Source organism: Kribbella sp. CCNWLW201 (genome assembly GCF_037203805.1).
Lineage (GTDB): Bacteria > Actinomycetota > Actinomycetes > Propionibacteriales > Kribbellaceae > Kribbella.
Genome location: NZ_JBBCBQ010000001.1, coordinates 850,394 through 876,001 on the forward strand (window position 1 = coordinate 850,394; position 25,608 = coordinate 876,001).

Sequence of the window (25,608 nt, forward strand, 5' to 3'; positions counted from 1 at the left end):
CGCTACCAACCGACCGTGATTGTGCTGCTCTTGGAGATGCCGTTCACGGTGACGCCCAGCTGCGCCGTACCCGAGCGCAGTCCGGTCATCTGACCGGTCGATGGGTCGTACGACGCCACCGCCCAGAACGGAGCGGTCCGCGCCGGACCGATGTGCAGCAGCCGCGACCCCCACCAGTCAGCCGACACCGGGAACGCGACAGGCACCCGTCGACTCTGCTGTACGACGGTCGCACCCGCCGTACCCGTCTGACCCGGGTGCAGTGCCGCCGGCGCGGTGAGCTCGAGCGAGTCCACGTGCGGCCGGAACTCCACCTTCAGCCAGGACCGCTCTGGCGCCGACCACGTCCGCTCAGCGGCCGCGGCCTCACGTACGTCGGGGTCGACGCCGACCAGCGCCCAACCGGTGAACCCACCGTCGTCCGGCGCGGACGACGGGCCCTTGCCCGAGTTGCCGGTCAGCGGCAGCAGTACGCCGTCAGCCCGCGACGCCGCGAACGTCCCCGCGTGCGCCGCCATGTACGCGGCCCCCTTGCCGGTCGACGCCCGGAAGTCGGCCAGCCAGTCGACGACCGTGCGGGCCTCCTTGCGGTCGCCGAGCTGCGAGTTGGCCGTCGGTGACGGGTCGTCGATCGGGTGGTGCGCCATCACCACCACGTTGCGGATCGCCTTGTTCGCCGCGGCGTCGTCGAGTTGCGCGCGCAGGTCGAGGATCTGCGCGAACCCGCCGGCACGCAGCGACCCGAGCGACGAGTCGCGCAGGATGAACCGCGTCCCCTTGTGGTCGAACGTGCTGGTCGGCGGCCCGAACACCTTGCTCCACTCGGACAGGTCGCCCGGTCCGTAGCTCTCGTGGTTGCCAGGCACATAGTGCACCGGCACCTTGCCCGCGACCTCCTCGTCGATGATCTGCTTGGCCAGCGCGATGTCGTTCGCGAAGCCGCGGTCGACGAAGTCGCCGTTGATCACCAGGAAGTCCGGGTTCTGCGCGAGTGCCTCGCGGATCGTCCGCCGGGCCTGCTTGACGAAGTCGGAGTTCGGGTCATCCGCGGTGAACTGCGCGTCCGACATCACCGCGAACCGCCACCGGCCGCCCGTCGCCACGGTCCCGTCCGTGACCACGAGAGGGTCGACGACCTTCGCCGCAGGCGCCATGTCGACCGGCGGCGCACCGCGCAGGGTCAGGTCGTCGATGATGATCCGGCCCGAGTACTGACGGGTCGGCACGGTCTCGACGACGTAGATCCGCCAGAACCGCAGCGGCATCGCCAGCCCCGGCGGGATGTCCGCCTCGACGTACTTCCACCCGGTCCAGTCCACCGACGCCGCGATGTTCAGCGTCTGCGGCGACCCACCGGCCGCGGTGTACGCGTTCGCCCGCAACCACGCGCCCTTACCGTCGCCGTAGACCCACGCACCCAACTTCTGCGGCTGACCGGGCAACGTGAGCTGCGGAGTCACCGACAGGTACGCCGCTCGCGTCGCCGTCGAGCCGGTCAGCGAGTAGTCGAGCGCGATCGCCTGCCCGCCGTCGTGACCTTCGGCGGCAGACCGAGACGCCGTCGCCGCTCCTGCCGGTACGGCGTTCGCCGCCCAGCGAGTCAGATCGTCGACCTCGTCAATCACTGTGCTGCTCAAGCCTGACGTGATGCTGAGCTGAGTGGTCAGAGTGCCGACCTTCGCGGTGATCACGGTCGACACCGCGTCGTTGCTGAGGGCATTCACCTCGAATCCGTTGCCACGCGCAACCACGTTAACCAGGGTCTTGTCGTACTCCAGAGTGAGGTCGCGGGGCTCGATCCAGGTGGAGAAGCCGTCGGCGTCGTACCCGTTGATCTCGAAGAAGCCCTTGGCCGACGAGTCGGACAGGGACACCTGCCGGGTCGACGGTGCCAGGCGGATCGGCGTACCGAGGACCGTCAACGGGAAGCGGCCGTTCGCCGTACCGCGCACTGCCGTGACGATCGCGTCGCCCGCTTTCCGTCCGGTCACCACACCCTGCTGGTCGACCCGGACGTTGCTTCCGGCGAACCAGAACGGTGTACCTGTCGCCGGAGCGTAGGTCTCGTCGTGACCGGTCGCGGTGAGGACACGGCTGAGGCCGGTCAGGACGCGGGAGCTGCGGGACACGTCCGCATCCGCGTCCTCGGCCGCCGTACCCAGCGCTTCGACGCGGAAGCCGGCGAGCTTGCCGGAACCCTTGACCGGCAACAGGCCGAGCCCGTTCGGGATCACTCGCTCACCACCGTCGGACGGGTCGTTCACGACCTGCGGAGCCGCCTCGCCGGGCGAGCGGGCCAGCATTGTCGACGAGCCGCCTCCGTCCAGGTTCAGTGCGTCGTCGGTGCCGAGGCCGATCATCAGCTGGCCCATCTCCTTCAGCGACAGCCCGCGGGACCCGGTCGCGCGACCGTCGACGGTGAGCAGCAGCATCCGGCTGCCGTCGGCGTCGAAGCCGATCGCGGTCCGCGGCGCCAGGTCGGCGTCCGGGACGTTGTCGGGGACCTTGCCGTCCTTGGCCAGCTGGTAGTTGCCGCTGATGCCGACGGCGACATCGGCCGCGTCGGGGCGGACGCCGTACTGCACCTCGACCTTGTCGCCGGCCTCGAACGCGGCGAGCGCGGTGGCACCGGCCTCGCGGCCGATCAGCGCCTGCTCGTTCGCGGCCAGCGGGGTGGTGCCCGGAGTGGCGGCCGACGAGACGACCACCCCGTCGCGAAGGATCACTTCGCGGACGGTCGGCAGGCCGTCGACGGTCCTGGTGCGGGCCGCGTCGCCCCACTCCGGCGTGTAGAGGCCGATACCGCCGGCGTTGACGGTCGGCGAGTTGAGGTTGGTCAGCTCGAGCTTGGTCGCGTCGTCGTCGGTCGCACTGCCCTGGAGGAACAGCTCGGCGATCCGGCCGAGGCCGTCCTTGCCGATCACCGCGGTGTCGTTGTGCCCGGCGGCCGGCGCGTTGACCAGCCGGCCGCTCTGCTCGATGCCGACGCCCAGCGGTGCGGTGGTGTCGTTGATGTCGAAGAAGTCGCCGTTGACCCCGGCGATCGCACCCTTCCGGGCCAACTGCTGGCTGAGCGGCGTACCGCCGGAGACCTTGCCGGTGTTGACGTAGTCGACCGTCACACCGTGCTTGTCCAGGTCGGCCGCGAGGATGTCGCCGCGGAGCCAGCCCTTCGGGTCGAGGCGCTCGAACGACGTGTAGTTCACCCCCGGCGCCACCGGGCTGTCGTCGCGGGTGGTGAGCACACCGTCGCCGGCAATGGCGGCATCCGGGATCGGCCCGTTCGGGGTCTGCGCAACGGCCGGGCTGACGACGGCACCGGCCAACAGGCCGCCCACACCGATCGCTGCGGTCAAGGGACGGAAGAGCGACACAGGAGCCTCCCCAACGTGGACGGACGCGGCCATCCGACGCGGTGCGCTCTACCGCCACATGAGGCACAGGTGTACGCCGGTCAACCGACCGGTGACAAAGTAACGTCTCCGGAGGCTGACCGGAAGGTTTTCTTCTCTACTGACCCTCGATCGGTGGACCGAGGTGTGGGTCAGACGGTGCTGACCGGGCGCCCGGAGGTCTGCCAGGCGTGCATGCCGCCGTCGAGGTTGATCGCCTCGCGGCCGAGCTGGTTCAGGAACTGCGTCGCCATCCCGGACCGGCCGCCGACCGCGCAGACGCACAGCACCTTCTGGTCCAGCGGCACCTCGCCGACCCGCTCCTGTAGTTCACCGAGCGGGATGTGGTTCGCCCCCTCGATGTGGCCGCGGTCCCACTCGTCCGGCTCGCGCACATCCAATACGAACGCCTCTGCGAGCAGGGCGTCGTCCAACTCGGCCACCACGACCGAGGGAATCTCCTGGTTCTGGAACATGCACCCAATCATCTCAGGCGGCCGGTACCTCGGCGCCCGCAGGATCGTGGGAATGCGGTTGCCCGAAGCGTGGATCGCGCGTTGACACCCGGCCCGCCGATTGCGGAACCTGCTTCGAAGGAGGCGGTGTGGCACTGATTCAGGGCATCCCCGGGGAGTTCGGGCCGCAACCGTGGGGTGAGGCGATCCTGCGGAACTGCGAACTCCTCCTGCTCCGGATCACCCGCCGGCCGCCCGATCACGAGGTCCGCCTGCCCGGCCTCGCGACGACACCACGCCACGTCGTCGAGGACCACACCGGACGGGCGCTCACCTGGCGACGCGACGGCGACGACCTGCTCGTACGCCTGCCCGACTCCGACGAAGCACCGGTCGTCCGCGTCGCGCTGCAAGGCAAGCTGCGCATCGTCCCGCCGGACACCGTCACGGCCAACGCCGACGGCGTCTGGGACCTCACTCCGACCCGGTACGACGTCCCACTTGGTCGCCCGCCGATCCGCGGACGTCGCGGTCCGCGTCTTCGCCGACAACACGTCGCGCATCTCCCTGGCGAACCAGTCGGCGGTCGCCGCGGACGCCAGCCGGGCGATCGGTCCATTCCCGATCCCGGCCGGCCGCGTGGTCCCGCTGCGGCTCGAGGCGACCGGCGTACGACGCATCCTGGTCGCACCGATGGGGACGGTGCTGGCGTCGATCCACCCGACTGGCGACGGCGAACTGGCCGTCGCGGTCACCAACTTCGGCCGCACCACCGCTCAGGGCGAGGCCCGCCTGACGTTGCCCGACGGATCCCGTTGCCGCTGGACCTTCGAGGCCCTGGCCCCAGGCACTTCGACCAGTTGGCCGGTCACACTCGGCGGGCCTGCCGGCCGGCACGAACTGCGGGTCTGCCTCGACGCGGGCCGACGCTCAGCCTCATCGCCGTACGCCGTCCGCCTGTGACTACTTGAGCAACTTGGACAGGCGGCGGTCGGCCAAGGGCTTGCCGCCGGTTTGGCAGGTGGCGCAGTACTGCAGCGAGGAGTCGTGGAAGCTGACCTCGCGGACGACGTCGCCGCAGACCGGGCACTTCTGGCCCTTGCGGCCGTGCACGCGGAGGCCGGACTTCTTCTCCGATTTCAGGTCCTGTACGGCGAGGCCGGCGGATCGGTCGACCGCGTCCTTGAGCGTTTCGCGCATGGCGTCGTACAGGGTCTTCAGCTCGTCGTCGGACAGGTTCGACGCCGGTTTGAACGGGCTCATCTTCGCCACGTGCAGGATCTCGTCGGAGTAGGCGTTGCCGATGCCGGCGATGACCGACTGGTTCCGCAGGACGCCCTTGAGTTGGACCCGGCCCTCACGTTTCAGGATGTCGCTGAAGTCCTCGAGCGACAGCGTGAACGGGTCCGGCCCGAGCCGCGTGATCCCCGGCACCTCGGCCGGGTCCCGAACGACGTACACCGCGAGTTTCTTCTGCGTACCGGCCTCGGTCAGGTCGAATCCGGAGCCGTCGTCCAGCACCGTGCGCAACGCGATCGGCCCCTTGCCGGGCCGCACCAATGCGGTCGACTGCTCGTCCCGCCAGCGCAGCCAGCCCGCCCGGGCGAGGTGGATCACCAGGTGCACGCCCTGGGCGCTGATGTCGAGGAACTTCCCGTACCGTTGCACGTCGTCGATCAGCAAACCGACCAGCGCCGAGATCGGCGGATCGTACGTCTTCAGGGCACTGATGGCCGTGATGTCGGCACGCACGAACGCCCGCCCGACGGCGCGCTCCCGCAGAAACCCCGCCAGCGACTCGACCTCCGGCAACTCAGGCACCGTCCCAGTGTGCCTTACCCCACCGACACTTTCCTGTCGCAAAGACGGGTAAGGGTGGGAACAGGGGATTGGTGGGGTGAACCCGCAGGTGTTTGTTGGCCTGGGGCGGTAGCGTCTGAGAGCAAGAGAGTAGGGAGGCCCTGATGGGGTTTGTGAAGACGTTGGTCAAGGGTGCGGTCGTCGCCAAGCTGGCGCAGGTCGCGCAGCGGGAGCTCAGCAAGCCTGAGAACCAGCGCAAGCTCAAGGAAGCGTTCCAGAAGGTGCAGCAGCGCCGCGGCGGGGCGCACTAGGTCGTGTCTGCCAATCCCGCGCCGTGCCGAGTGCCGCGCAGTAGGCGGGGGATTGGCAGACACGACCTAAGAGCATCGCTGGACTTCAGCCCGGCTGGTCGCACAGCCGGGCTTGAAGTGTGCGTTCAGGCGGGCTTGTGCGCCTGCAGTGTGTATGTCGCCGGCAGCCGCCGGGGGTGATGGGCCAGGCGCCATTCGCCGGCCTCGTCCGCGGTCATCAGCCCGGGCAGAGCGTTCCAGGGCGCGCTGTCGTGCTCGGCGAGTGAGTCGAAGGTCAGCCCGGCGTTCTGGACCGCGGTGATGATCTCGGCCAGGCCGTGGTTCCACTCGTGCGTGACGGTGGTGGTGAACTCGACGTCGGTCTCGACGTACGTGCCGCCCTCGTCCCAGATGATCGGCTCCGGCGTCTCGAAGTACGGGTACTTCAGGACCGGGTACTCCGGTGCCGAGTCCAGTGCCCACAGCATCGGGTGCCCCTCGCGGATGAACAGCCGCCCGCCGGGCTTGAGCAGCCCCGCGACGGTCTGCGCCCACCGCTCGATATCCGGCAACCAGCAGATCGCGCCGATCCCGGTGTAGACCAAGTCGTACGACGCCGCGCCGAGAACGTCGACCGCGTCATAGGCATCGGCCACATGGAAGTCCACCGGCAACCCGAGCCGCTCCGCGAGCGACCGCGCCTGCTCGATCGCCGGTGCGGAGAAGTCGAGCCCGCTCATCCGGGCGCCGAGCCGCGCGAGGGAGACCGTGTCCGTGCCGATGTGGCATTGCAGGTGCAGCGCGCGCAGCCCGGAGATGTCGCCCAGCCGCGGCAGGTCGAACCGGACCACTTCGCTGAGGTGCTCCGGGTCCTCCTCGAACCGGGCCACGTTGTAGCCCGGCGACGCGACATGCGCCGGCACCCGCTCGTCCCAGTTGGCCCGATTCACTTCTCGGTAGTCGGTCACGGCTCCGACCCTGTCACAAGAGCCGGAGCCGCGCCGCTCGATTTACTGGAAGGCCGGCGTCCAGACAGCGTGGGGTACGACGACGCCGAAAGCGCGGAGGTTCCGCCGAGGTAGGGAAAAGTCCACCCCGAGCGGGAGAGTCAGACCGACTGTGCCCGGTACAGCCCGCTGGTGTGCTGGACATCATGAGCCAGGTACTGAGCCGGACCCGCATCCAGGACATCGATGCGCTGCGCGGATTCGCCCTGCTGGGCATCTTGGTCGTGAACATCACCTTCGTCGCCTCGGGCTTCCCGATCCACCTGGCGGACGATCCGGCGTACCAGTCGACGCTCGACCAGGCGGTGCACTGGGTGTCGGCGACCTTCGTCGACATGAAGTTCTACCTGCTGTTCTCGTTCCTCTTCGGGTACAGCTTCCAGTTGCAGATCGAGGCGGCGCAGCGGGCGGGCGCCGGGTTCAAGCCGCGGATGCTGCGCCGGCTGGGTGGCCTGTTCGCGATCGGCGGACTGCACGCGATCTTCCTGATCACCGGCGACATCCTCAGTGTCTACGCGCTGATCGGATTGATCCTGCTGGCGATGCGGCGAGTGAAGGACCGGACCGCACTGATCGTCGTCGGCGCGATCTACGCCTATCTGTTCGTCTCGATCGGCTCGAGCGCGCTGTTCATGGACGCCTCGACGATTCTCGACCCGGCCGGTGCGGTCGCCGCGGCTCACGAGACCACTGCGAACCTCGGCGGCTCGTTCGGCGACATCATCGGCGAGCACGTGAAGGCTCTGCCGCTCTACGGTTTGTCCCTGCTGACGGTGCAAGGCCCGACCACGCTCGCCGCCTTCCTGCTCGGCCTGGTCGCCGGCCGAAACCGGCTGCTCGCGAACGTCAGCGGCAAGGAAGCCATGCTGCGGCTGATCCAGCTGGTCGGGTTCGTCGTCGGCATCACCGGCGGGATGATCTACGCGTCGAGCGGCGGCAACGGCGACACGGGCGCCGTACTGGCCAGCGTGCTGACCGCGCCGTTCCTGACCGCGGCGTACGTCGCGACGATGCTGAGGGTCATGCACTCAGACAAGGGGCAGGACCTGCGCCGAGTGCTGGCGCCGGCCGGGCAGATGGCGTTGTCCAACTACCTGGGCCAGTCGGTGGCGACGATGCTGATCTTCACCGGCGTCGGACTGGGTCTGGTCGGCCAGGTGTCGCCGCTGGAGACGATGGGGATCGCTGTCGCGATCTTCGCCGTACAGGTCGTCCTCAGTCAGCTCTGGATGAGCCGGTACGGCTACGGGCCGGTGGAAGGTGTCTTGCGGGCCATCACCAACGCGTCCGCTCCCACCTGGCAGCGCAAGACCGCCGGGTGAGGTCCCGGCGGTCTGCTAGAGGTTCAGGCCGCGTGGCGGCCGTGGTGGGTCAGGATGCGGGTCCGCTGGATGGTGTGCACGGTGCCTGCGGTCGAGGCGGGTTTGTGGGTGAAGGGCTCGGCCGCGCCGCCAAGGGCGATCAGGTCGAGCTTGGTCCGGGCCAGGTCACGGTCGTCGGCAACCCAGGCACCCTTCGGACCGGCGGTCAGACCGGTCGAGTGACGCCTGTTGCTGAGTTCCAGAGCCGCGATCACGGCCAGCGCGAGTACTGCGAGAACAATGATTCCGGTCATGGCACCAATTGTGCTACCGGCTAGATCCAGCCACCATTGGCACTATTGACATACTTCCACAAATTACTGCCATACTGGTCGGCATGCTCCAGAAGATCGCTGTCGTCCTGATGGAGGACGTCGCCCTGTTCGAGTTCGGCGTACTGGCCGAGGTGTTCGGCATCGACCGCACCGACGACGGTGTGCCAGCGTTCGACTTCAAAGTGTGTTCGACCCGGCCGGGTGAGCCGCTGCAGACCAGCAGTCACTCCCAGGTCATCGCGCCGTACGGACTGGAAGAGCTCGAGGACGCCGACCTGATCGGGATCCCGGCGACCACCTGGCGGGACGAGTACGACGAGCGCATCCTCGACGCGCTGCGCCGGGCCGAGGCGCGCGGCGCGATCCTGCTTACGGTCTGCTCGGGTGCGTTCGTCCTCGGCAAGGCCGGGCTGCTCGACGGCCGGGCGTGTACGACGCACTGGCGCTACGTGAAGCTGTTCAACGAGCAGTTCCCGACCGCGAAGCTGGACGCGGACGTGCTGTTCGTTGACGACGGCAACATCATCACCAGTGCCGGCACCGCGGCCGGCATCGATGCGGCCCTGCACCTGGTCCGACGTGAGCTCGGCAGTGCGGTCGCGACCCGGATCGCGCGCCGAATGGTGGTCCCGCCGCAGCGCGACGGCGGTCAGCGGCAGTACGTCGAGGTGCCGGTGCCGGAATCGTCGGGCGAGAGCCTGCAGCCGGTGCTCGACTGGATGGTCGACAATCTGACGATCGACCACACTGTCCCGGCGCTGGCCCGACGGGCGCAGATGTCGGAGCGGACGTTCGCGCGACGCTTCGTCGCGGAGACCGGGACGACACCGCTGAAATGGGTGACGACGCAGCGCGTACTGCGAGCGCGGACGCTGCTCGAGCAGACCCGGATGGGGATCGAGCAGATCGCGGCCGAGTCAGGATTCGGGACGGCGGCATTGCTGCGGCACCACTTCCGTAGGGTGGTGGGCGTGCCACCTCAGGACTATCGCCGTACGTTCCAGCCAGCCAGTTGATGGTCGAATACCGCAACGCCGTCGCAGCCGATGCCGACGACGTGATGAAGTTCTGGGCCACCGCCGCTGAGGACTCGCACCGCCCACCGGACTCGGCCGACGCCGTACTGCGCCTGATCGAACGCGACCCGGCCGCACTGATCCTTGCCCTCGACAACGAGATCGTCGTCGGCTCGATCATCGTCGGCTGGGACGGCTGGCGCTGCCACCTCTACCGCCTGGCCGTCGCCCCCTCCCACCGCCGCCAAGGCATCGGACGTCGTCTCGTCGCGCTGGCTGAGGAGCGGTTCGCGTCGTACGGCGGGACTCGTGCCGACGCGATGGTCTTGGACGACAACGAGCAGGCGCACCGCGTCTGGAGCACCGCCGGATACGCGCCCCAGCCGGAGTGGTCTCGCTGGGTCAAGCCGCTCTGAGCCCACCGATCTGCCGCGTGACGCACTCCACACGATTTGCGGTACCCCCGTCGGGTCCCCCTAGGATCCTCCGGGGTGTCACAGGGGGGTAACGGCCGAAGAAGATCGGCGAGCCGAGAGATGTTGGAGCGACTGTGGCAACGCCTGTCCCGATCCGGGCCAGCACCTCACGCCGTCTGAGCTGGGACGTCGTCCGTGTCCTCGCCGTCCTCGCAGTGGTCTTCTGCCACACGACGTACCAGGGTCCAGTGCTCCACCCCGAGCTCGGCGCTCCACTGGGCAGGTATCCGTTCCAGGTCGGCGCCAGCGTCCTGCTGGTGATCAGTGCGTACTTCATCTGCGTGACGATCCGGAAGGCGTCCACGTCACAGTGGTTGTGGCGCCGGGTCTGCCGGGTGCTCCCGCCGTACCTGGCCGCCGTACTGGTCACCTACACGCTCCTGATCGCCTTCGGACCGGACAACTGGAATCTGCCCACCCAGCACGACCTCTGGGGCAACCTGACGCTGGCCAGCACCTTCGACCCGACCGTGCGCCTCATCGACGGTTCCTACTGGACACTGCCGCTGCAGCTGATGGCCTTTGCGGCAGCGGCCCTGCTCTGGCCGCGTGGCATGGGCTCCGGCCGGCGGATCACAGCACTGCTGTGGATCATGACCGTGGCACCGGTGGTGGTGCAGTGGCATGACCGGATCCTGCACAGCCCGTTCTGGGCCCAGCAGGCGTGGAACGGTCTCGGGCTGCATCGACTGCAACTGTTCGCGATCGGTATCGCGATCTGGCTCTGGTCACAACACCGGATCGGGGTCCTGCACCTAGGCTCCCTGCTCGCCGCGACGGTCTTCGCCCAGCACGCGCACACCGCCGACCTGCCGTCATCGCTGGGCATCGGGGTTCTGGTGGTGTTCGTCGCGCTGGCCGCCCGGGGGCCGGACTGGAACCTGTTCGCCCCGATCCGTCGGCCGATCCAGTTCCTGGCCCGGATCTCCTTCGGTATCTACCTCCTCAACCAGGAGGTCGGGTACTTGATCTCGCACCACCTGATGACGCTGGGGGCGGGGCGGATCGTGCAGATCGCCGGAGCGGTGGCTGGGGTGATCGTGCTGGCCTGGCTGTTGACGACGTACGTCGAACAGCCGGTGTACCGCGTGCTGACAGCCAGACGTGTTCGGCCGGTGCAGCGGCTGGGGTTCCGCGCCTTCGCCTGGCTGAATACTTGACATCGGATACCCGTCGTCTAATACTCGATTTCGAGTATTAGAGATCGAGGAGGGTGTCATGGCGCGACGCAAGGTGAGCAATCCGCTCGCGTTCGCCGTACTCGGGAGCCTGAGCGAGCGCCCGATGCACCCGTACGAGATCTCGACCCTGCTCAGATCCCGCGGCAAGGACCAGAGCATCAAGCTCAACTACGGCTCGCTCTACTCCGTCGTCACCGCCCTGGAGAAGAACGGCTTCATCGAGGCGCGGGAGACCATTCGCGAAGGCAACCGCCCCGAGCGCACGATCTACCAGATCACCGACACCGGCCAGCAGGAGTTCGCCGACTGGCTCACCGAGCTCATCGGTACGCCGACCCGCGAATTCCACCCGCTGGAGGCAGGCCTCGCCTACCTCCCCGGCCTCCCGCCCGACCGCGTCGCCGAGCTCTTGGAGCAGCGACTCAAGGCGGTCGACGCGGAGATCGAGGAGATCACGGCCGCGCACGACCAGATGGCGTCGATGGAGTTCCCGCGCCTCTTCTGGGTCGAGTCGGAGTTCCGGCTCGCGTTGCTCAAGGCCGAGTCGACGTACATCCACCACCTGGCCGAGGAGATCCGCACCGACGCCCTGGACGGCTCCGCGTTCTGGCGCAAGGCCTGGAAGCTGTACGAGGAGGAGGGCATCACCCCGGCCGACCAACTCAAAGACCCGGTCAAGTACTTCGGCACGGACTTCGCCTGGATGCAGGCGATCCCTCCGGAGGCGACCTAGACAGAAACGGCCCCCGACCCAGGTGCGGCAACACCAGAGGTCGAGGGCCGCAGTTCCTCGAGTCGGTCCGAAGACCTGGCACCCAAGGCCCAACCATCAGGATAGCCAGCAGCGGACCGGCTCCCATCACCACAAGGGAGTTCACCTGATGGCTACGCATGCCCTCGAAGCGGTCGACCTGGTCAAGACGTACCCGGCCGGCCGCAAGAAACCACCCCTCCGCGCCCTCGACGGGCTGACCTTCAGCGTCCCGGAGGGCGTCGTACTCGGTCTGCTCGGCCCCAACGGCGCCGGCAAGTCCACCACCGTCAAGATCCTCACCACCCTCTCCCGCGCCGACTCCGGGACGGCACAAGTGGCCGGGTACGACGTCAACCGCTCACAGGACCAGGTACGACGCTCCATCGGCTACGTGCCGCAGAAGTCCAGCTCCGACCCGCAGGCCACCGGCGTCGAGAACCTCGTCCTGAGCGGCCGCATCTACGGCCTGACCCGCGTGGAAGCAGTACGACGGGCCGTCGAGCTACTCGAGCGATTCGGCCTGACCGATGCGGGCGGCCGCCAGGTCAAGACGTACTCCGGCGGGATGCAACGCAAACTCGACGTCGCCCTCGGCCTCGTCCACCGCCCGCAGGTCCTGTTCCTCGACGAGCCGACCACCGGTCTGGATCCGGAAGCACGAGCCGATCTGTGGAACGAGGTCGGCCGGTTGTCCGGTCAGGAAGGCCTGACCGTGCTGCTCACTACGCATTACCTGGAAGAGGCCGACCGGCTGGCCGATCAGTTGGCGATCGTCGACCACGGCAAGATCGTTGCCGAGGGCACCCCGGAGGCGCTGAAGGCCGAGCTGCGCGGCGACTCGGTCCACGTCGAACTGGTGTCGCCGGACACTGACGGAAACGTGCGGGTGTTGCTGAGCGGGTTGCCGGGTGTCGGCGAGATCGTTGTCGAAGGCAACACATTGCGGGCCCGGGTCGACCACGGTGCGACCGCGGTTCCCGCCGTACTGGGAACCCTTGAGGACAAGGCGATTCCGGTCACTGCGGTGACGGTCTCGCGGCCCTCGCTGGACGATGTGTACCTGCGGTACACGGGCCGGTCGTTCCGCTCGGTTGAAGGGGAGGCTGCGTGATGACCACACTGGCCGTTGCTCAGCGTCGTACCGGATTTGCTGGGCACACTCTGTTCATCACGGGCCGTTGGCTGCGAGCGCAGTACCGGCAACCGGCGTTGATCGCGTTCACGCTGATCCAGCCGGCGATCTGGCTACTGTTGTTCGGGCAACTGTTCCAGGGTGTAGTGAACATCCCGGGCTTCGGCGACTCGTCGTACATCGCCTTCCTCACGCCCGGCATCGTGATGATGACCGCGCTGATGACCAGCGGCTGGAGCGGTACGACGTTCATCGCGGATATGGAGCGCGGCGTGATGGACCGCCTACTCGCGTCGCCGGTCAGCCGCGGCGGGCTGATGGCCGGGCAACTGATCAGCAACGCGACGACCACGCTGATCCAGACGCTTCTCGTGTTCGCGATCGGGATGGCCGCGGGAGCGCGGTACGACGGCGGCGTGGCGGGTTACGCGATCACGGTCGCGGCGTCCATGCTCGTCGGCACGGCTTTCGGGTCGCTGTCCAACGCGGTCGCGCTGCTGACTCGCCAACAGGAAGCCCTGATCGGGATCTCTCAGTTCGTCTCGCTGCCGCTGACCTTCATGTCCTCGATCATGATCGACCCGAAGGTGGCACCGCACTGGGTCAACGTCGCGGCTCGCTTCAACCCGGTCGACTGGGCCGCGATCACCGCTCGCCAAGCCCTGTCGGCCAACCCGGACTGGTCATCGGTCGCCCGCCACGGTGCCTACCTCGTGGCGTTCACCCTCCTGGTCGCCTGGCTCTCCACCCGAGCCTTCCGCACCTACCAACGCTCTGTCTGACCCGCCGAGCCCTGGCCGGCTGAGCCCTTGGTTCAGTCAGCCAGGGCCTCGGCGTACCAAGGCAGCCCACCATTCCGCTTTCATTCAGCGAGGGCTTCGGCGTACCAGGGCTTGATGGTGTTGTCGATGATCGCCAGGCGTTCGTCGAAGGGGAGGAACGCGGACTTCATCGCGTTGATGGCGAACCAGCGGAAGTCGGCCAGGGTGTAGCCGAACGCCTCCGCGAGCAGGGCCAGTTCACGACTCATCGACGTACCACTCATCAAGCGGTTGTCGGTGTTGACCGTGACCCGGAAGCGCAGCTTGGCGAGCAGCCCGATCGGATGCTCGGCGATCGACGTCGCCGCGCCCGTTTGCAGGTTGGAGCTCGGGCACATCTCCAGCGGGATCCGCGCGTCCCGCACGTACGCCGCCAGCCGGCCGAGCTCGGCCTTCTCGCCGGCTTCGTCGTACGTGATGTCGTCGATGATCCGTACCCCATGACCGAGCCGATCCGCCCCGCACCACTGGATCGCCTGCCAGATCGACGGCAGACCGAACGCCTCGCCGGCGTGGATGGTGAAGTGAGCGTTCTCGCGCTGCAGGTACTCGAACGCGTCCAGGTGCCGGGTGGGCGGGTACCCCGCCTCCGCGCCGGCGATGTCGAACCCGACCACCCCGGCATCGCGGTACGCCACCGCGAGCTCCGCGATCTCCATCGACCGGGCCTTGTGCCGCATCGCGGTCAGCAACTGCCGGGCGACGATCGGCCGCTCCGCGGTCGCCATCCCGTGCTCGAACCCTTCCCGCACCGCGTCCACGACCTGCTCCAGCGTCAGACCGGCGGTCAGGTGCTGCTCGGGCGCGTACCGCACCTCCGCGTACACCACCCCGTCCGCGGCCAGATCCTGCACGCACTCACTGGCCACCCGCTTGATCGCCTCGGCGTTCTGCATCACCGCAACCGTGTGATCGAACGTCTCCAGGTACCGCTCCAGCGACCCCGAGTCCGCCGACTCCACGAACCACGCGCCCAACTCACCGGCATCGGTCCGCGGCAGCGTGTGCCCGATCTCCCGAGCCAGTTCCACCACTGTCCCCGGCCGCAACCCGCCGTCCAGATGGTCATGCAACAAGACCTTGGGTGCCGCACTCAACTGCTCGGGACTGATCATGCCGCCATCCTGCCAGTCGGCTGTGCGTGAATCCGGCAAAAGTTCAAGATCAATGTCGGTGGACAGTGCCATGGTGTGGAGATGGTGACCCGCTTGCGCAGTCGCCCGGAATGGCAGTTCTTCGCGGTTCTGCCCCGGGCTGATCCGGTGCTGGCCACGATCTGGTGGTTGCTCCTGCTGGCGCGCGGAGCCCTGCCTGCGGTGTTCGCGATCGCCATGGGCTGGCTGGTCGGCGCGGTGCAGCACGGGTCCGCGCTGGCCGGGCCGCTGAGCCTGATGGGAGTGACCTTCGTTCTGCTCCAGGTGCTCACCCCGCTGCATCAGGCGGTCAGCGCGAACCTGGGCAGCCGGGTCGCCGCCTGGCTCAACGACAAGCTCACCGAAGCCTGTGTCGGACCGCCGGGCATCGGTCATCTGGAGGATCCGGACCTCAGCGAGGACCTGACCGTGGCCCGGGAGTTCGACCGCGGCCAGACCGGTCCACCGATGTACATGAACGTCGACTTCGTCGCCGGTGGCCTGGTCGAGCTGTTCGGCGGTATCGCGTCGGCGGTCGTGCTGTTCGGGTTCAACTGGTGGGCGCCGTTGCTCCTCGTCGGCGCCTGGACCGCGACGCACTGGCTGCTGCGGGAGAGTGGCGTCTGGAAGGACCGGAACACGGCCGAGGTGCGGTCGGCGCAACGGCACGCCGACTATGCCTACCAACTGGCGGTCGAGCCCGACTCCGCGAAGGAGCTGCGGTTGTTCGGCCTCGCGGGCTGGACCGTGGCACGGTTCACCGATCGGCGCCGCAGGCTGTTCGAGCTGCAGTACCAGGCGACGCGGTTGCGCGAGCGGCCGATGATCTGGAGCCTGCTGATCGTCGCCGTAGCCAACGGGCTCGTCTTCTGGGCCCTCGGATCGGCGGCGATCGACGGCCGCCTGGAGGTCGATCGACTGGTGGTCTTCGCCCAGGTGGCGATCGGAGTCAGCATGATCGCCTTCGGCGGCCTGAACTGGGCCCTCGACGGCGCCGCCGCACCAGTAGTCGCCGTCCAACGACTACAACCCGCTATGGCCCCAGCCGGCGCCCTCACCCCCGCCCGACACGTAGAAGTCGGTACACCGGATCCCCGGGAAGCTGACCCTGGTACGCCGACGGGCGGGGAAGCTCACGCCGGTACGCCGGAGCACCGGAGAGCTCACGTTGGAACGCCGGAGGGCGGGAGAACTGACGGTGGTACGGCGATGCGCCGGGGAGCGGTTGGGATCACGATCCGCGATCTGAGCTTCCGGTATCCGCACGCCGGGCACCCGGTGTTCGACGGCCTCGATCTGACCGTGCCGGCTGGCTCGTCCTTGGCCGTCGTCGGTCAGAACGGTGCCGGCAAGACCACCCTGGCCAAACTGCTGTGCCGGCTGTACGACCCGGATGCCGGATCGATCGAGATCGACGGGAACGACCTCCGCGACCTCGAGGTCGATGAATGGCGAACCCGGGTCGCGGCGGTGTTCCAGGACTTCCTCCGGCTCGAACTCCCACTCCGAGACAACGTCGCACCGGCCGGCGCCCCGGACGCGGACATCGTCGCCGCACTCGCAGACGCCGGTGCCGCGGACCTGGCGAGCCTGGATACCCGCCTGGCCACGGGACATGACGGCGGCACCGACCTGTCCGGCGGTCAGTGGCAACGCGTGGCACTGGCGCGGGCCTTGTGCGCCGTCCGCCAGGGCGCCGGACTGGTGCTGCTCGACGAGCCGACCGCCCAACTGGACGTCCGAGGTGAGGCGGCGATCTTCGACAAGATCCTGACCGCCACCCGCGACGTCACCACGATCCTCATCTCGCATCGCTTCTCCACGGTCCGGCACGCCGATCGGATCTGCGTCCTGGAGAACGGCCGGGTGGTAGAGCTCGGCAGCCACGGTGAACTGATGGAGCTCGGCGGGCGATACAGGACGATGTTCGAGCTGCAGGCCAGCCGCTTCACCGCGGAGGTCGACGAAGAGGGGATGAGCTATGACACGCTCTGACGTCGAGGACCTACCCAGAGCACTGCCGGCGATGTGGCGGCTCTGCAGACTGGGGTACCAGCACGAGCCCGGACTCCTGGCCGTCGCCTTCTTGTTGACCCTGCTGGCCGCGTTGCCGGACGCGTTGCTCGCGTTGTTGCTGAAAGTGCTGGCCGACGCTGTCCTGAACGGTGACCGGCGAGCCGCTCTGCTGGCCGCGGCCGGGTTGGCGCTGTCCGTGACGGCGACCTGGGTCCTGCGAACACTCTCCACCCGGGTCACCCGGCGATTCCGGGACCGCGTGACCATCATGCTCGAGGCACACGTCGCCAGACTGCAGGCTTCCGTCGCCACCGTCGAACACCACGAACGCCGCGACTACCTGGACCGCCTGTCCGTACTGCGCAAACAGGTGTTCGTGCTCGACCACATGTACATGTCGCTGTTCTCCACCTGCGGCTGGATCCTGCGGCTCGCGGTGACTGTCGGCCTGTTGATGTCGATCCATCCGGCCCTCGCGCTGCTGGTCGTGTTCGCGTTGCCCACCGTTCTCAGCTCGACCTGGCGGCCAGGCATCGAGCGTGCGACGGAAGAGCGGTACGCGCCCCACAGCCGGCTGGCCGACCACCTGTTCAAGACCGCCACGACACCTGCTCCTGGCAAGGAGGTCCGTGTCCTCGGCATCGGTCAGGATCTGCTGGTGTCGCGTCGACGCGAGTGGGAGCGCTGGTATGCCCCGATCGCCGCTGTCCGATGGGCCAGCGCTGCTTGGCATTCCGCCGCATGGGCCGTGTTCGGCGCGGCGTATGTCGGTGCCGTGCTGTTCGTCGCTTCGGGTCTGCAGGGTTCGGTGGGTGACGTGTTGCTGATCTTGGCCGCCGGCTCCCGGCTGTCGTCGTACATCGGGGCGACGGTCGGCGAGATCGGGTTCTTGCGGGGGATCTGGCTCGACGGATCGCGGCGACTGGTCTGGCTGGAGAACTACGCGGCCTCGTTCGAGGCGACCGCCGATCTCCCAGCACCCGAACGGCTCACCGACGGCATCCGGCTGGAGCAGGTCTCCTTCGCCTATGCCGGATCCGATCGGCTGGCCCTCGACAACGTCGATCTGCACCTGCCGGCCGGCCGGGTGATCGCCATCGTCGGGGAGAACGGCGCCGGCAAGTCCACCCTGGTGAAGCTGATCTGCGCGTTGTACGAGCCGACCGAGGGCCGAGTCCTGGTTGATGGCCAGCCGCTGAGCCGGATACCCGCCGAAGCCTGGCGGGGCAAGATCGCCGGGGCGTTCCAGGACTTCTTCCGGTTCGAGTTCCGGGCCAGCCACAGCGTCGGGCTCGGCGACCTGCCAAGGCTGGACGACGAGCCGGCCGTTGCCACCGCCGTCGGCCGCGCCGGTGCGGAGGATGTAGTCGAGCGGCTCGAGACTGGACTGGACACCCAGCTCGGTTCCACCTGGCCGGGTGGAGCCGAGATCAGCTTCGGGCAGTGGCAGAAGCTGGCCCTCGCCCGTGGCTTCATGCGCGACCGTCCACTGCTCCTGGTACTCGACGAGCCGACCGCCGCGCTGGACGCGGAAACCGAGCACGCCTTATTCGAGCGCTACGCGGCCGCGGCCAGAGACAGCGCAGACGGCCGAATCACAATCCTGGTCTCACACCGCTTCTCGACAGTGCGAATGGCCGACCTGATCGTAGTCCTGGACGGCGCCCGCGTAGTCGAGACAGGAACACATGACGACCTCCTGACCCGCAACGGCCAATACGCCGACCTATACCGAATCCAAGCCGCCGCCTACCACTAAGCCAATCCACGCCCGCCCGACCTGCACACCGGACCGCCGACCTGCATCCTCCCGGCTCGGCCAGCCTGCATGCTCCGGGCTTGGCCGGCCTGCATGTTCTGAGCGGTACTGCCGTCGCGACGGCCGGGCTGCCACGTCGTATGGCGTCGTAGGACGGCTCCTGGGTGGTTAGGCGGTGTGGATTTTGAAGACGGGGACGCCGGGGGCTATGTGGTCGAGGGTTTCGGTGGGGGAGTCCTTGGTGACGTCGCCGCTGAAGAAGGTGCCTACTTCCCAGGCCCACTTCTTCAGGTAGAGGCGGAGGACGTCGGCCTTGTCGGCGTCGGCGACTTCTTCGGCGCGGAAGGTCTCGATGGAGCGGCCCAACTGGAGGCGGCCTTCGGGGTTCACGCGGAGGTTGCGGACCCACTGGGTGTGGCCGCGCGGGGCGACCAGGTACCGCTGGCCGTCGAGGACCAGGAGGTTGACCGGCGTGCTGCGCCAGTCGCCGGACTTGCGGCCGCGGACCGAGAGGACGCGGCTGCCCATCATGCTGATGCCGAGCTTGGTCAGGCGGGCGACGATCCGGTTGAAGACCCGCATGCTGCCGTCGCCGGCGGTGATCACGCGCTTGTTGTCGTAGGTCTGCTTGTACTCCGGCATCGTCGTACCCTTCGTCGTAATCGAGAGCGGTGCTCTCTGTTGTGATCAGTGAACACGGGAGCACTGCTCACTGTCAAGAGCACTGCTCTCGGTTTTGTGGCAGACTGCTTCCATGAACGCCGGACGCACCGCACGAGAGAGAGCCCGGGCCGAGCTGACCGACCAGATCAAGGCGGCCGCCCGGCGGCAACTCGCGACCGAAGGCGCCGAGCGGCTGTCGCTGCGAGCGATCTCCCGGGAGATGGGCATGGTCTCGTCAGCCCTCTACCGCTACTTCCCCAGCCGCGACGATCTCCTCACCGCGCTGATCATCGACGCGTACGACGCTCTCGGCGCGGCCGCGGAGTCGGCAGCCGCCGCCAAGGACGACGCGCACCCGTCCGACATCTGGCTGGCCGTATGTGCCGCCGTACGGGACTGGGCCCGGGCAAACCCCCAGGAGTACGCGCTGATCTACGGCTCGCCGGTCACCGGGTACAAGGCGCCCCAGACGACCGTGGAGCCAGCAAGCCGGGTGCCGATCCTCATGCTGGGGATCGTCACCCGGGCCAACACCCATGGCTGGCTCGCACGGCTGGACAACGCTCCTGAGCCCACCGGCCGGCTGGCCGAACAGGTGGACGTGCTTGCGGCGCTCGCGATCGGCGTACCGCGGAGGGTGCTGCTACGGGTCGCGATCGTGTGGACCCAGCTGTTCGGGATGATCAGCTTCGAGCTCTTCGGCCAACTGGTCGGCACGATGGACCCCGCCGACGACTTCTTCGCCGAAGCCTGCAAGCAAATGGCCACCTTCATCGGCCTGCGCTCGAACGCGACTGTCGGGTTCTAGCTGAAGGCTTTGGGAAGAGGAAGGGTCACGGCGTGTTCGACGCGATGGACGTAGGTCTCGCGGGGGATGGAGATGGCGCCGAGGGTGGCCAGGTGATCGGTGACCCATTGGATGTCGAGGACGCGTTCGGCGGCGTACTCGTCGTCGAGTAGCTCGATCAGCCCGGCGACGGCCGCCTTCGAGCCGTCGGTCTTGTGGTGGAACATCGACTCCCCGGCGAACAGTCCGCCGATCGCAACGCCGTACAGGCCGCCCGCGAGTTCGTCGCCGTCCCAGGCCTCGACGGAGTGCACCCAGCCGAGCCGGTGGAGTTCGGTGTACGACGCGATGATGCCCCGGTCGATCCACGAGCCGGGCCGGCGCGGATCGGCGCAGGCGCGGATGACCTGGTCGAACGCCGTGTTCACGCGGATCTCGAACTTGTTCCGCGCCCGCCGCATCGACCGCGACGGACGGTACCCGGCGACCTCGATCACACCGCGGTCGACCGGCGACCACCAGAGCAGCGAACCGCGGTGGTCGGGCATCGGGAAGAGCCCACGCCGGTACGCCGCCAGCACGGTCCCCGGCTGCAAATCCGCCCCACCCGCGACGATGTCACTCGCCCCGGCAACCGCCACCGGCGGAAAGTCCCACACAGAAGCAGCTGGCTCGACAGGCACACCACCATCCTGGACCACGCCCGCTCAGGCGGTACGACGGCCCACCCGACTTCCGCCGTACCGGCGACCGGCAGCCACCGTGAGTCGACCGCGGTGTCCGGGGACACCCGGGGTTTCTCCCGAGTGGCGGCGTTCCGGGAGGCACGTAGAGTTGAAGCACGCCCAGGCTCCGACGCGGGGAAGGGCGGGGAGGAGCACCGTGGCCGGAGTCGCCAGGTTCGTCGCGAGCAGTCTCGCGCCCGCCGCGCAGCGGTTAGCACCCCAGGCTGCGGCGGGTGTGCTGCGTCAGGTTCTCGAGATCGCGATCGACGGCTACCAACGGTTCCCCGGCGCCGAGCAGGTCGCCGACTCGAAGCTGGCCAAATCGTCCGGTGACGCGCAGTTGGCGATCGACGCGGTGATCGACCAGCACATCCGGCTGGCCGGCGTCCAAGGTTTCGTCACGAACATCGGCGGCCTCGTCACGCTCCCGGTCGCATTGCCGGCGAACCTGACCGGCATCGCGATCGTCCAGGCGCGGATGGTCGCCGCGATCGCGCACCTGCGCGGGTACGACCTTGGCGATCCACGCGTCCGCACCGCGGTGATCACGTGCCTGCTCGGCGAGGAGGGCGTGATCGACCGGCTCAAGAAAGCGAGCCTGCCGACGTCACCGCTGGCGATCGCGACCGCACCGGTCTTCGACCCGGAGCTGGATCGCCAGGTCGCCACTGAGGTGGTCGGGGAGCTGATCGCCCGGATCAGCGGCAAGCGGATGGCCATCACGGTCACCCGCCGCGTCCCGCTCCTCGGTGGCGTCGTCGGCGGCGGCGTCGACGGTTGGTCGACGTACCGGATCGGTCAGTACGCCGACAAGAGTCTCGTCCGCCGCATCCGCCGCCCGATCGAGCCGTGACCCCGGTACGACGTTCAACCCCGGAAGCCGGCGTACGACGCCCAGCGAGCGCGACGTGGTAGCGCCGCTCTGGGGGCCGACGCTGGACTGCCCGGAGCCGCTGGAGCTGGCCGAGTTCTATCAGCGCATCGCCGGTGGGGATCTGGCCGTCGTCCACGAGAACTTCGTGGAACTGCGGTTCGAGACCTTCAGCCTCGGCTTCCAGCGCGACCTCAACTACCGCGCCCCGACCTGGCCGGATCCCCGCGTCCCGCAGCAGTGTCACCTCGATTTCAGCGCGGCCGATCTCGACGCCGAACAGGATCGCGTCGTCGCGGCCGGCGCCACGCCCACCGCCGTACAGCCGGAACCATCCGTATTCCGCGTCTTCCTCGACCCGGCCGGCCACCCGTTCTGCCTGACCACCTGGCGCACCCCGTCCGGTCCGCCCGAGTCCCGCTGACAAGAACTGTCGGTGGGGCCGTTCAGGATGGGTTCGTGAGTGATCGCCGGGTTGAGCTCGGGGAATTCCTGAAGGCGCGCCGCGCCCGGGTGTCCCCCGAGGACGTCGGCCTGCCCGCCGGCGGACGACGTCGTACGCCGGGACTGCGCCGCGAGGAGCTCGCCCAGCTCGCGGGCGTCGGCGTCACTTGGTACACCTGGCTCGAGCAGGGCCGGCCGATCAACGCCAGCGGCCAAGTGCTCGACGCCGTCGCGACCACGCTGCGCCTCAGCTCGATCGAGCGCGAACACCTCTACCGACTGGCCGAGGCGACCCCGGCGCGCCCGCCCCGCGCGAGTGCCGTCGCGAACGAAGCGGTCTTCGCCGAGATCCTCACCGCACTCGACCCACTGCCCGCGGTGATCACGAACACCAGGTTCGACATCGTCCAGCCGAACCAGGCCTTCAGCGATCTCTTCCACGACTGGCACACGCTGCCCTGTATCCACAAGAACCTGCTCTGGTGCCTCATCACCGAGCCACGCGCCCGGCAGCAACTCGTCAACTACGACGAGGAAGTGCCGTACCTGGTCGCGAGGCTGCGATCGTCGTACGGCGAACACGTCGGCGACCCTGATTGGGAGACGGACCTCGAGCGACTACGCAAGCTCAGCCCCGAGTTCACCCACCTCTGGTCCCGCCACGAAGTCGCCGCCTGCACCCCACGTCCCCGCCACCTCCGCCACCCCATCGCGGGCGACCTCCACTTCACCCTCACCGAACTGACCGTCCCGGCCAACCCCGACCTCCTCCTCTTCATCGAAACCCCCGCCACCCAAGAAACCCGAGACCGCCTCCCCTTGACCCGCCGCACCCTCGAACCCGCCGACCTCTGACACCCCGGTGTGGTTGGCTGACGGCTTTTCGTCGGCTGGAAGGAACGAGCGGTGAGTGACCACGGCGGGTCGTACACGTCGCGGCGATTGGTCCTGAAGGACTGGGGCTCGGAGGAGGAGGTGTTCGAGTTCGCCGCCGAAGGCCGATTCGAGCTCATCCGGGACGAGTCGGAAGACATCCCGCTCGGCATCGTGCGGGACGTGCTCTGGTGGATCACGCCGACGATCGCGCTGCAGTACGCCGTCGACACCCGCTCACAATGCTCCGTGTTCGCGCTGACCGGGACGCCGGCCGACGACGTGAAGGGCATCGTCGAGTCCATCGAGCAGGGCGTGCATCCCTGGACGCTCAAGGAGCTGCTGGCAGCCGTCAACGACGCACGAGGTCCGGCTGAGGTCGCCGCCGCCGTACTGCGTGCCGGCATGGGCGCACCGCAATCGTTCGACCGGAAGTTCTACAAGGTCGTGCGTACGGCGATCCGGAGTCATGACGCCGAAGTCCGGTCGGCCGGCGTGTGGGCCACGTCGTACTCGCGCTGGGACAAAAGCCGCGACCTGCTGGAGACGACCGCCGAGGCCGATCCCGAGCCCTCGATCCGCCGAGACGCCCGCGTGATCCTCGAGCACTACGACAGCTAGCGGGTCAGCCGGCGAGGGCTTGGACCACCCGGCTGGCGGAGGGCTTGTTGAGTTGGCCTGCCATCCAGACACTGGTGGCGACCAGCTTCTCCAGGTCTACGCCGGTTTGGATGCCTAGGCCGTCGAGTTGCCAGAGGAGGTCTTCGGTGGCGAGGTTGCCGGTGGCGCTTTCGGCGTACGGGCAACCGCCGAGGCCGCCGGCTGAGCTGTCGACGGTGGTGACGCCCTCACGCAGCGCGGTGAGGGTGTTGGCGAGGGCCTGGCCGTAGGTGTCGTGGAAGTGGACGGCCAGTTTGTCCACACCGACTCCGGCGGTAGCGAAGGCCGCGATCAACGACGTCACCTGGCCCGGTGTCGCGACGCCGATCGTGTCGCCGAGGGAGAGTTCGTGGCAGCCGAGGTCGACCAGGCGCGCGCCGACCTTGACGACTTGGTCGATCGGTACGTCGCCCTCCCACGGGTCGCCGTAACACATCGACACGTACCCGCGGACCGCAAGCCCTTCGCCCAGCGCCCGCTGGATCGTCGGGGTGAACATCGCGAACTGCTCGTCCAGCGTGGAGTTCAGGTTCTTCGCGGCGAACGTCTCGGTCGCGCTGGCGAAGATCGCGATCTCAGCGACGTTCGCGGCCAGGGCGCGGTCGAGGCCGCGTTCGTTCGGCACCAGGACGGGCGCCCGGACGGCGTCCGGGAGGTCGAGCGCGGCGAGGAGTTCGGCGGCGTCGGCGAGCTGCGGTACCCATTTCGGGTGAACGAAACTCGTCGTCTCGACCGTCGTCAACCCGGCATCGACCAGCCGGTGGATGAACTCGGCCTTGACCGCGACGTCGACGATCGCCGACTCGTTCTGCAACCCGTCGCGCGGGCCGACCTCGTAGATCGTCACCCGCTCGGGCAGCCCGTCGGTCCTGACCAGCTGCGGCTTCCGCATGTGTGTCGCCTCCGTCGCGTGTCGACGAGCCGGACAGGGGTCTCCTTCACAATGGCTCGTGATGACCACTCTTGCTGACATTCTGCGTGGGGTCGAACGCGGGGTCTTCCCCGCCCCGGACCTCGGCCTCACTGCCCTCTCGGCGCCGTCGCCACGCGAGGCGTGCGTGGTCGCGTTCACCGGTCACATCGTGATCGCCGCGGACGTCGACCCGGCCTGGATCGCCGACCGGATACCGCCGGGCGATCTGTCCGCCCCGACGAACCCGCCGTTCCTCTCGGCTCTGGAGGAAGTCACCGGCCGACGGGTGAACGCGATCGACGCGATGCTGCTCGCCCCAGCCCTGACCGACCCGGCCGAACGCGACGCGGCGACCACCGGCCTCACCGAACTGACCGATCACGACCACCCACGGGTCGAACGGGCGCGGCGATACCGCGACGAGGTCCGGGTGTACGTCGACCAGTACGGCGGCCTCGTGCTGACCGGGCGAGGGTTGGCGGATCGCATCGAGTGCGCGATCGAAGTACCCGACGACTCCCGCGGCAAGGGCCACGGCCGCCGTCTCGCCCAGGCCGCCCGCGCACTGATCCCGCCGGACGCGCACATCTGGGCACAGGTCACGCCCGGCAACGCCGCGTCCTTCCGCGCCTTCCTCGCCGCCGGCTACCAACCCGTCGGCTCCGAAGCCCTGTTGGTCCGAAGCCCGAGCAGCTAGTCGTTGCCTCAAGCACCTAAATCGGTCATGAACATCCACAGCTGTGGATAACCTGGGGATAGTTGCCCGTAGCCCCGAAGTTCGATGGATGAGGCGGTCTGTTCACC

General features: G+C 68.3%; 26 protein-coding genes. 17 read left to right on the forward strand and 9 right to left on the reverse strand.

What is annotated here, in order from left to right; genetic code table 11:
- Window positions 1–2: 2 nt before the first annotated feature.
- Together V9K99_RS04015 and V9K99_RS04020 are read right to left on the reverse strand one after the other, a co-directional pair.
- Window positions 3–3,374 (reverse strand): phosphodiester glycosidase family protein, encoded by a 3,372-nt coding sequence (locus V9K99_RS04015; protein WP_337010936.1) that lies wholly within the window; start codon window positions 3,372–3,374, stop codon window positions 3–5.
- Window positions 3,375–3,544: 170 nt separating this feature from the next.
- A complete protein-coding gene (locus V9K99_RS04020; protein ID WP_337010938.1) occupies window positions 3,545–3,868 on the reverse strand; it encodes a rhodanese-like domain-containing protein in 324 nt (107 codons plus the stop codon).
- A gap of 480 nt (window positions 3,869–4,348) precedes the next feature.
- On the opposite strand from V9K99_RS04020, the gene V9K99_RS04025 reads away from it, so the two are divergent.
- A complete protein-coding gene (locus tag V9K99_RS04025; protein ID WP_337010940.1) occupies window positions 4,349–4,810 on the forward strand; it encodes a hypothetical protein in 462 nt (153 codons plus the stop codon).
- Here V9K99_RS04025 and V9K99_RS04030 read toward each other — a convergent pair whose 3' ends face one another.
- Entirely contained in the window at window positions 4,811–5,668 is an 858-nt protein-coding gene (locus V9K99_RS04030; RefSeq protein ID WP_337010942.1) for a DNA-formamidopyrimidine glycosylase family protein, read from the reverse strand. It abuts the gene before it with no gap.
- 143 nt (window positions 5,669–5,811) lie between these two features.
- Here V9K99_RS04030 and V9K99_RS04035 point away from each other — a divergent pair, with 143 nt between their 5' ends.
- On the forward strand, window positions 5,812–5,958 hold the full coding sequence (locus V9K99_RS04035) for a hypothetical protein (protein ID WP_337010944.1): 147 nt from the start codon (window positions 5,812–5,814) through the stop codon (window positions 5,956–5,958).
- A gap of 125 nt (window positions 5,959–6,083) precedes the next feature.
- Here V9K99_RS04035 and V9K99_RS04040 read toward each other — a convergent pair whose 3' ends face one another.
- On the reverse strand, window positions 6,084–6,905 hold the full coding sequence (locus V9K99_RS04040; RefSeq protein ID WP_337000996.1) for a class I SAM-dependent methyltransferase: 822 nt from the start codon (window positions 6,903–6,905) through the stop codon (window positions 6,084–6,086).
- Between the two features lie 185 nt (window positions 6,906–7,090).
- Between V9K99_RS04040 and V9K99_RS04045 the strand changes: the two genes are divergently transcribed.
- Window positions 7,091–8,266, forward strand: coding sequence for a DUF418 domain-containing protein (locus V9K99_RS04045; RefSeq protein ID WP_337000994.1), 1,176 nt, complete (start codon window positions 7,091–7,093; stop codon window positions 8,264–8,266).
- 23 nt (window positions 8,267–8,289) lie between these two features.
- Here the strand turns inward: V9K99_RS04045 and V9K99_RS04050 are convergent, their stop codons facing one another.
- Window positions 8,290–8,559: a hypothetical protein gene (locus tag V9K99_RS04050; protein ID WP_337000992.1), complete on the reverse strand. Its 270-nt coding sequence runs from the start codon at window positions 8,557–8,559 to the stop codon at window positions 8,290–8,292.
- 83 nt (window positions 8,560–8,642) lie between these two features.
- Between V9K99_RS04050 and V9K99_RS04055 the strand changes: the two genes are divergently transcribed.
- The 6 genes from V9K99_RS04055 to V9K99_RS04080 all read left to right on the forward strand — a co-directional run bounded on the left by V9K99_RS04055 (window position 8,643) and on the right by V9K99_RS04080 (window position 13,921).
- Complete coding sequence (locus V9K99_RS04055) at window positions 8,643–9,596, forward strand: GlxA family transcriptional regulator (RefSeq protein ID WP_337000990.1); 954 nt, start codon at window positions 8,643–8,645, stop codon at window positions 9,594–9,596.
- Window positions 9,596–10,012 (forward strand): GNAT family N-acetyltransferase, encoded by a 417-nt coding sequence (locus V9K99_RS04060; RefSeq protein WP_337000988.1) that lies wholly within the window; start codon window positions 9,596–9,598, stop codon window positions 10,010–10,012. Before V9K99_RS04055 ends, V9K99_RS04060 begins: the two co-directional genes overlap by 1 nt.
- Window positions 10,013–10,146: 134 nt before the next feature.
- Complete coding sequence (locus V9K99_RS04065) at window positions 10,147–11,232, forward strand: acyltransferase family protein (RefSeq protein ID WP_337000986.1); 1,086 nt, start codon at window positions 10,147–10,149, stop codon at window positions 11,230–11,232.
- Window positions 11,233–11,290: 58 nt separating this feature from the next.
- Complete coding sequence (locus V9K99_RS04070; protein WP_337000984.1) at window positions 11,291–11,986, forward strand: PadR family transcriptional regulator; 696 nt, start codon at window positions 11,291–11,293, stop codon at window positions 11,984–11,986.
- A 148-nt stretch (window positions 11,987–12,134) separates the two neighbouring features.
- Window positions 12,135–13,118: an ATP-binding cassette domain-containing protein gene (locus V9K99_RS04075; protein WP_337000982.1), complete on the forward strand. Its 984-nt coding sequence runs from the start codon at window positions 12,135–12,137 to the stop codon at window positions 13,116–13,118.
- Window positions 13,118–13,921, forward strand: coding sequence for an ABC transporter permease (locus V9K99_RS04080; RefSeq protein WP_337000980.1), 804 nt, complete (start codon window positions 13,118–13,120; stop codon window positions 13,919–13,921). The genes V9K99_RS04075 and V9K99_RS04080 overlap by 1 nt, the downstream gene beginning before the upstream one ends.
- A gap of 80 nt (window positions 13,922–14,001) precedes the next feature.
- On the opposite strand, the gene V9K99_RS04085 is transcribed toward V9K99_RS04080, so the two are convergent.
- Entirely contained in the window at window positions 14,002–15,075 is a 1,074-nt protein-coding gene (locus tag V9K99_RS04085; protein ID WP_337000978.1) for an adenosine deaminase, read from the reverse strand.
- An 81-nt stretch (window positions 15,076–15,156) separates the two neighbouring features.
- On the opposite strand from V9K99_RS04085, the gene V9K99_RS04090 reads away from it, so the two are divergent.
- Together V9K99_RS04090 and V9K99_RS04095 are read left to right on the forward strand one after the other, a co-directional pair.
- Window positions 15,157–17,088, forward strand: a complete 1,932-nt coding sequence (locus tag V9K99_RS04090) for an ABC transporter ATP-binding protein (RefSeq protein WP_337000976.1) — start codon at window positions 15,157–15,159, stop codon at window positions 17,086–17,088.
- Window positions 17,075–18,868 (forward strand): ABC transporter ATP-binding protein, encoded by a 1,794-nt coding sequence (locus V9K99_RS04095; RefSeq protein ID WP_337000974.1) that lies wholly within the window; start codon window positions 17,075–17,077, stop codon window positions 18,866–18,868. The genes V9K99_RS04090 and V9K99_RS04095 overlap by 14 nt, the downstream gene beginning before the upstream one ends.
- 168 nt (window positions 18,869–19,036) lie before the next feature.
- On the opposite strand, the gene V9K99_RS04100 is transcribed toward V9K99_RS04095, so the two are convergent.
- The gene (locus V9K99_RS04100; RefSeq protein WP_337000972.1) at window positions 19,037–19,510 is read right to left on the reverse strand and encodes a nitroreductase family deazaflavin-dependent oxidoreductase; all 474 of its coding nucleotides are present in this window, start codon (window positions 19,508–19,510) and stop codon (window positions 19,037–19,039) included.
- 112 nt (window positions 19,511–19,622) lie between these two features.
- Between V9K99_RS04100 and V9K99_RS04105 the strand changes: the two genes are divergently transcribed.
- On the forward strand, window positions 19,623–20,339 hold the full coding sequence (locus V9K99_RS04105; RefSeq protein WP_337000970.1) for a TetR/AcrR family transcriptional regulator: 717 nt from the start codon (window positions 19,623–19,625) through the stop codon (window positions 20,337–20,339).
- Here V9K99_RS04105 and aat read toward each other — a convergent pair.
- The gene (gene aat, locus V9K99_RS04110; protein WP_337000968.1) at window positions 20,336–21,001 is read right to left on the reverse strand and encodes a leucyl/phenylalanyl-tRNA--protein transferase; all 666 of its coding nucleotides are present in this window, start codon (window positions 20,999–21,001) and stop codon (window positions 20,336–20,338) included. The genes V9K99_RS04105 and aat overlap by 4 nt on opposite strands.
- 199 nt (window positions 21,002–21,200) lie before the next feature.
- Between aat and V9K99_RS04115 the strand changes: the two genes are divergently transcribed.
- From V9K99_RS04115 to V9K99_RS04130, 4 genes are read left to right on the forward strand one after another with little or no spacing between them, the layout of a single operon-like run.
- Window positions 21,201–21,896 (forward strand): EcsC family protein, encoded by a 696-nt coding sequence (locus tag V9K99_RS04115; RefSeq protein WP_337000966.1) that lies wholly within the window; start codon window positions 21,201–21,203, stop codon window positions 21,894–21,896.
- Window positions 21,897–21,951: 55 nt separating this feature from the next.
- Window positions 21,952–22,338: a VOC family protein gene (locus V9K99_RS04120; protein ID WP_337000964.1), complete on the forward strand. Its 387-nt coding sequence runs from the start codon at window positions 21,952–21,954 to the stop codon at window positions 22,336–22,338.
- A gap of 35 nt (window positions 22,339–22,373) precedes the next feature.
- A complete protein-coding gene (locus V9K99_RS04125) occupies window positions 22,374–23,213 on the forward strand; it encodes a helix-turn-helix transcriptional regulator (protein WP_337000962.1) in 840 nt (279 codons plus the stop codon).
- A gap of 51 nt (window positions 23,214–23,264) precedes the next feature.
- Entirely contained in the window at window positions 23,265–23,852 is a 588-nt protein-coding gene (locus tag V9K99_RS04130) for a hypothetical protein (protein ID WP_337000960.1), read from the forward strand.
- A gap of 4 nt (window positions 23,853–23,856) precedes the next feature.
- Here V9K99_RS04130 and V9K99_RS04135 read toward each other — a convergent pair whose 3' ends face one another.
- Complete coding sequence (locus V9K99_RS04135; protein WP_337000959.1) at window positions 23,857–24,783, reverse strand: hydroxymethylglutaryl-CoA lyase; 927 nt, start codon at window positions 24,781–24,783, stop codon at window positions 23,857–23,859.
- Between the two features lie 61 nt (window positions 24,784–24,844).
- On the opposite strand from V9K99_RS04135, the gene V9K99_RS04140 reads away from it, so the two are divergent.
- Complete coding sequence (locus V9K99_RS04140; protein ID WP_337000957.1) at window positions 24,845–25,501, forward strand: GNAT family N-acetyltransferase; 657 nt, start codon at window positions 24,845–24,847, stop codon at window positions 25,499–25,501.
- Window positions 25,502–25,608 lie beyond the last annotated feature (107 nt).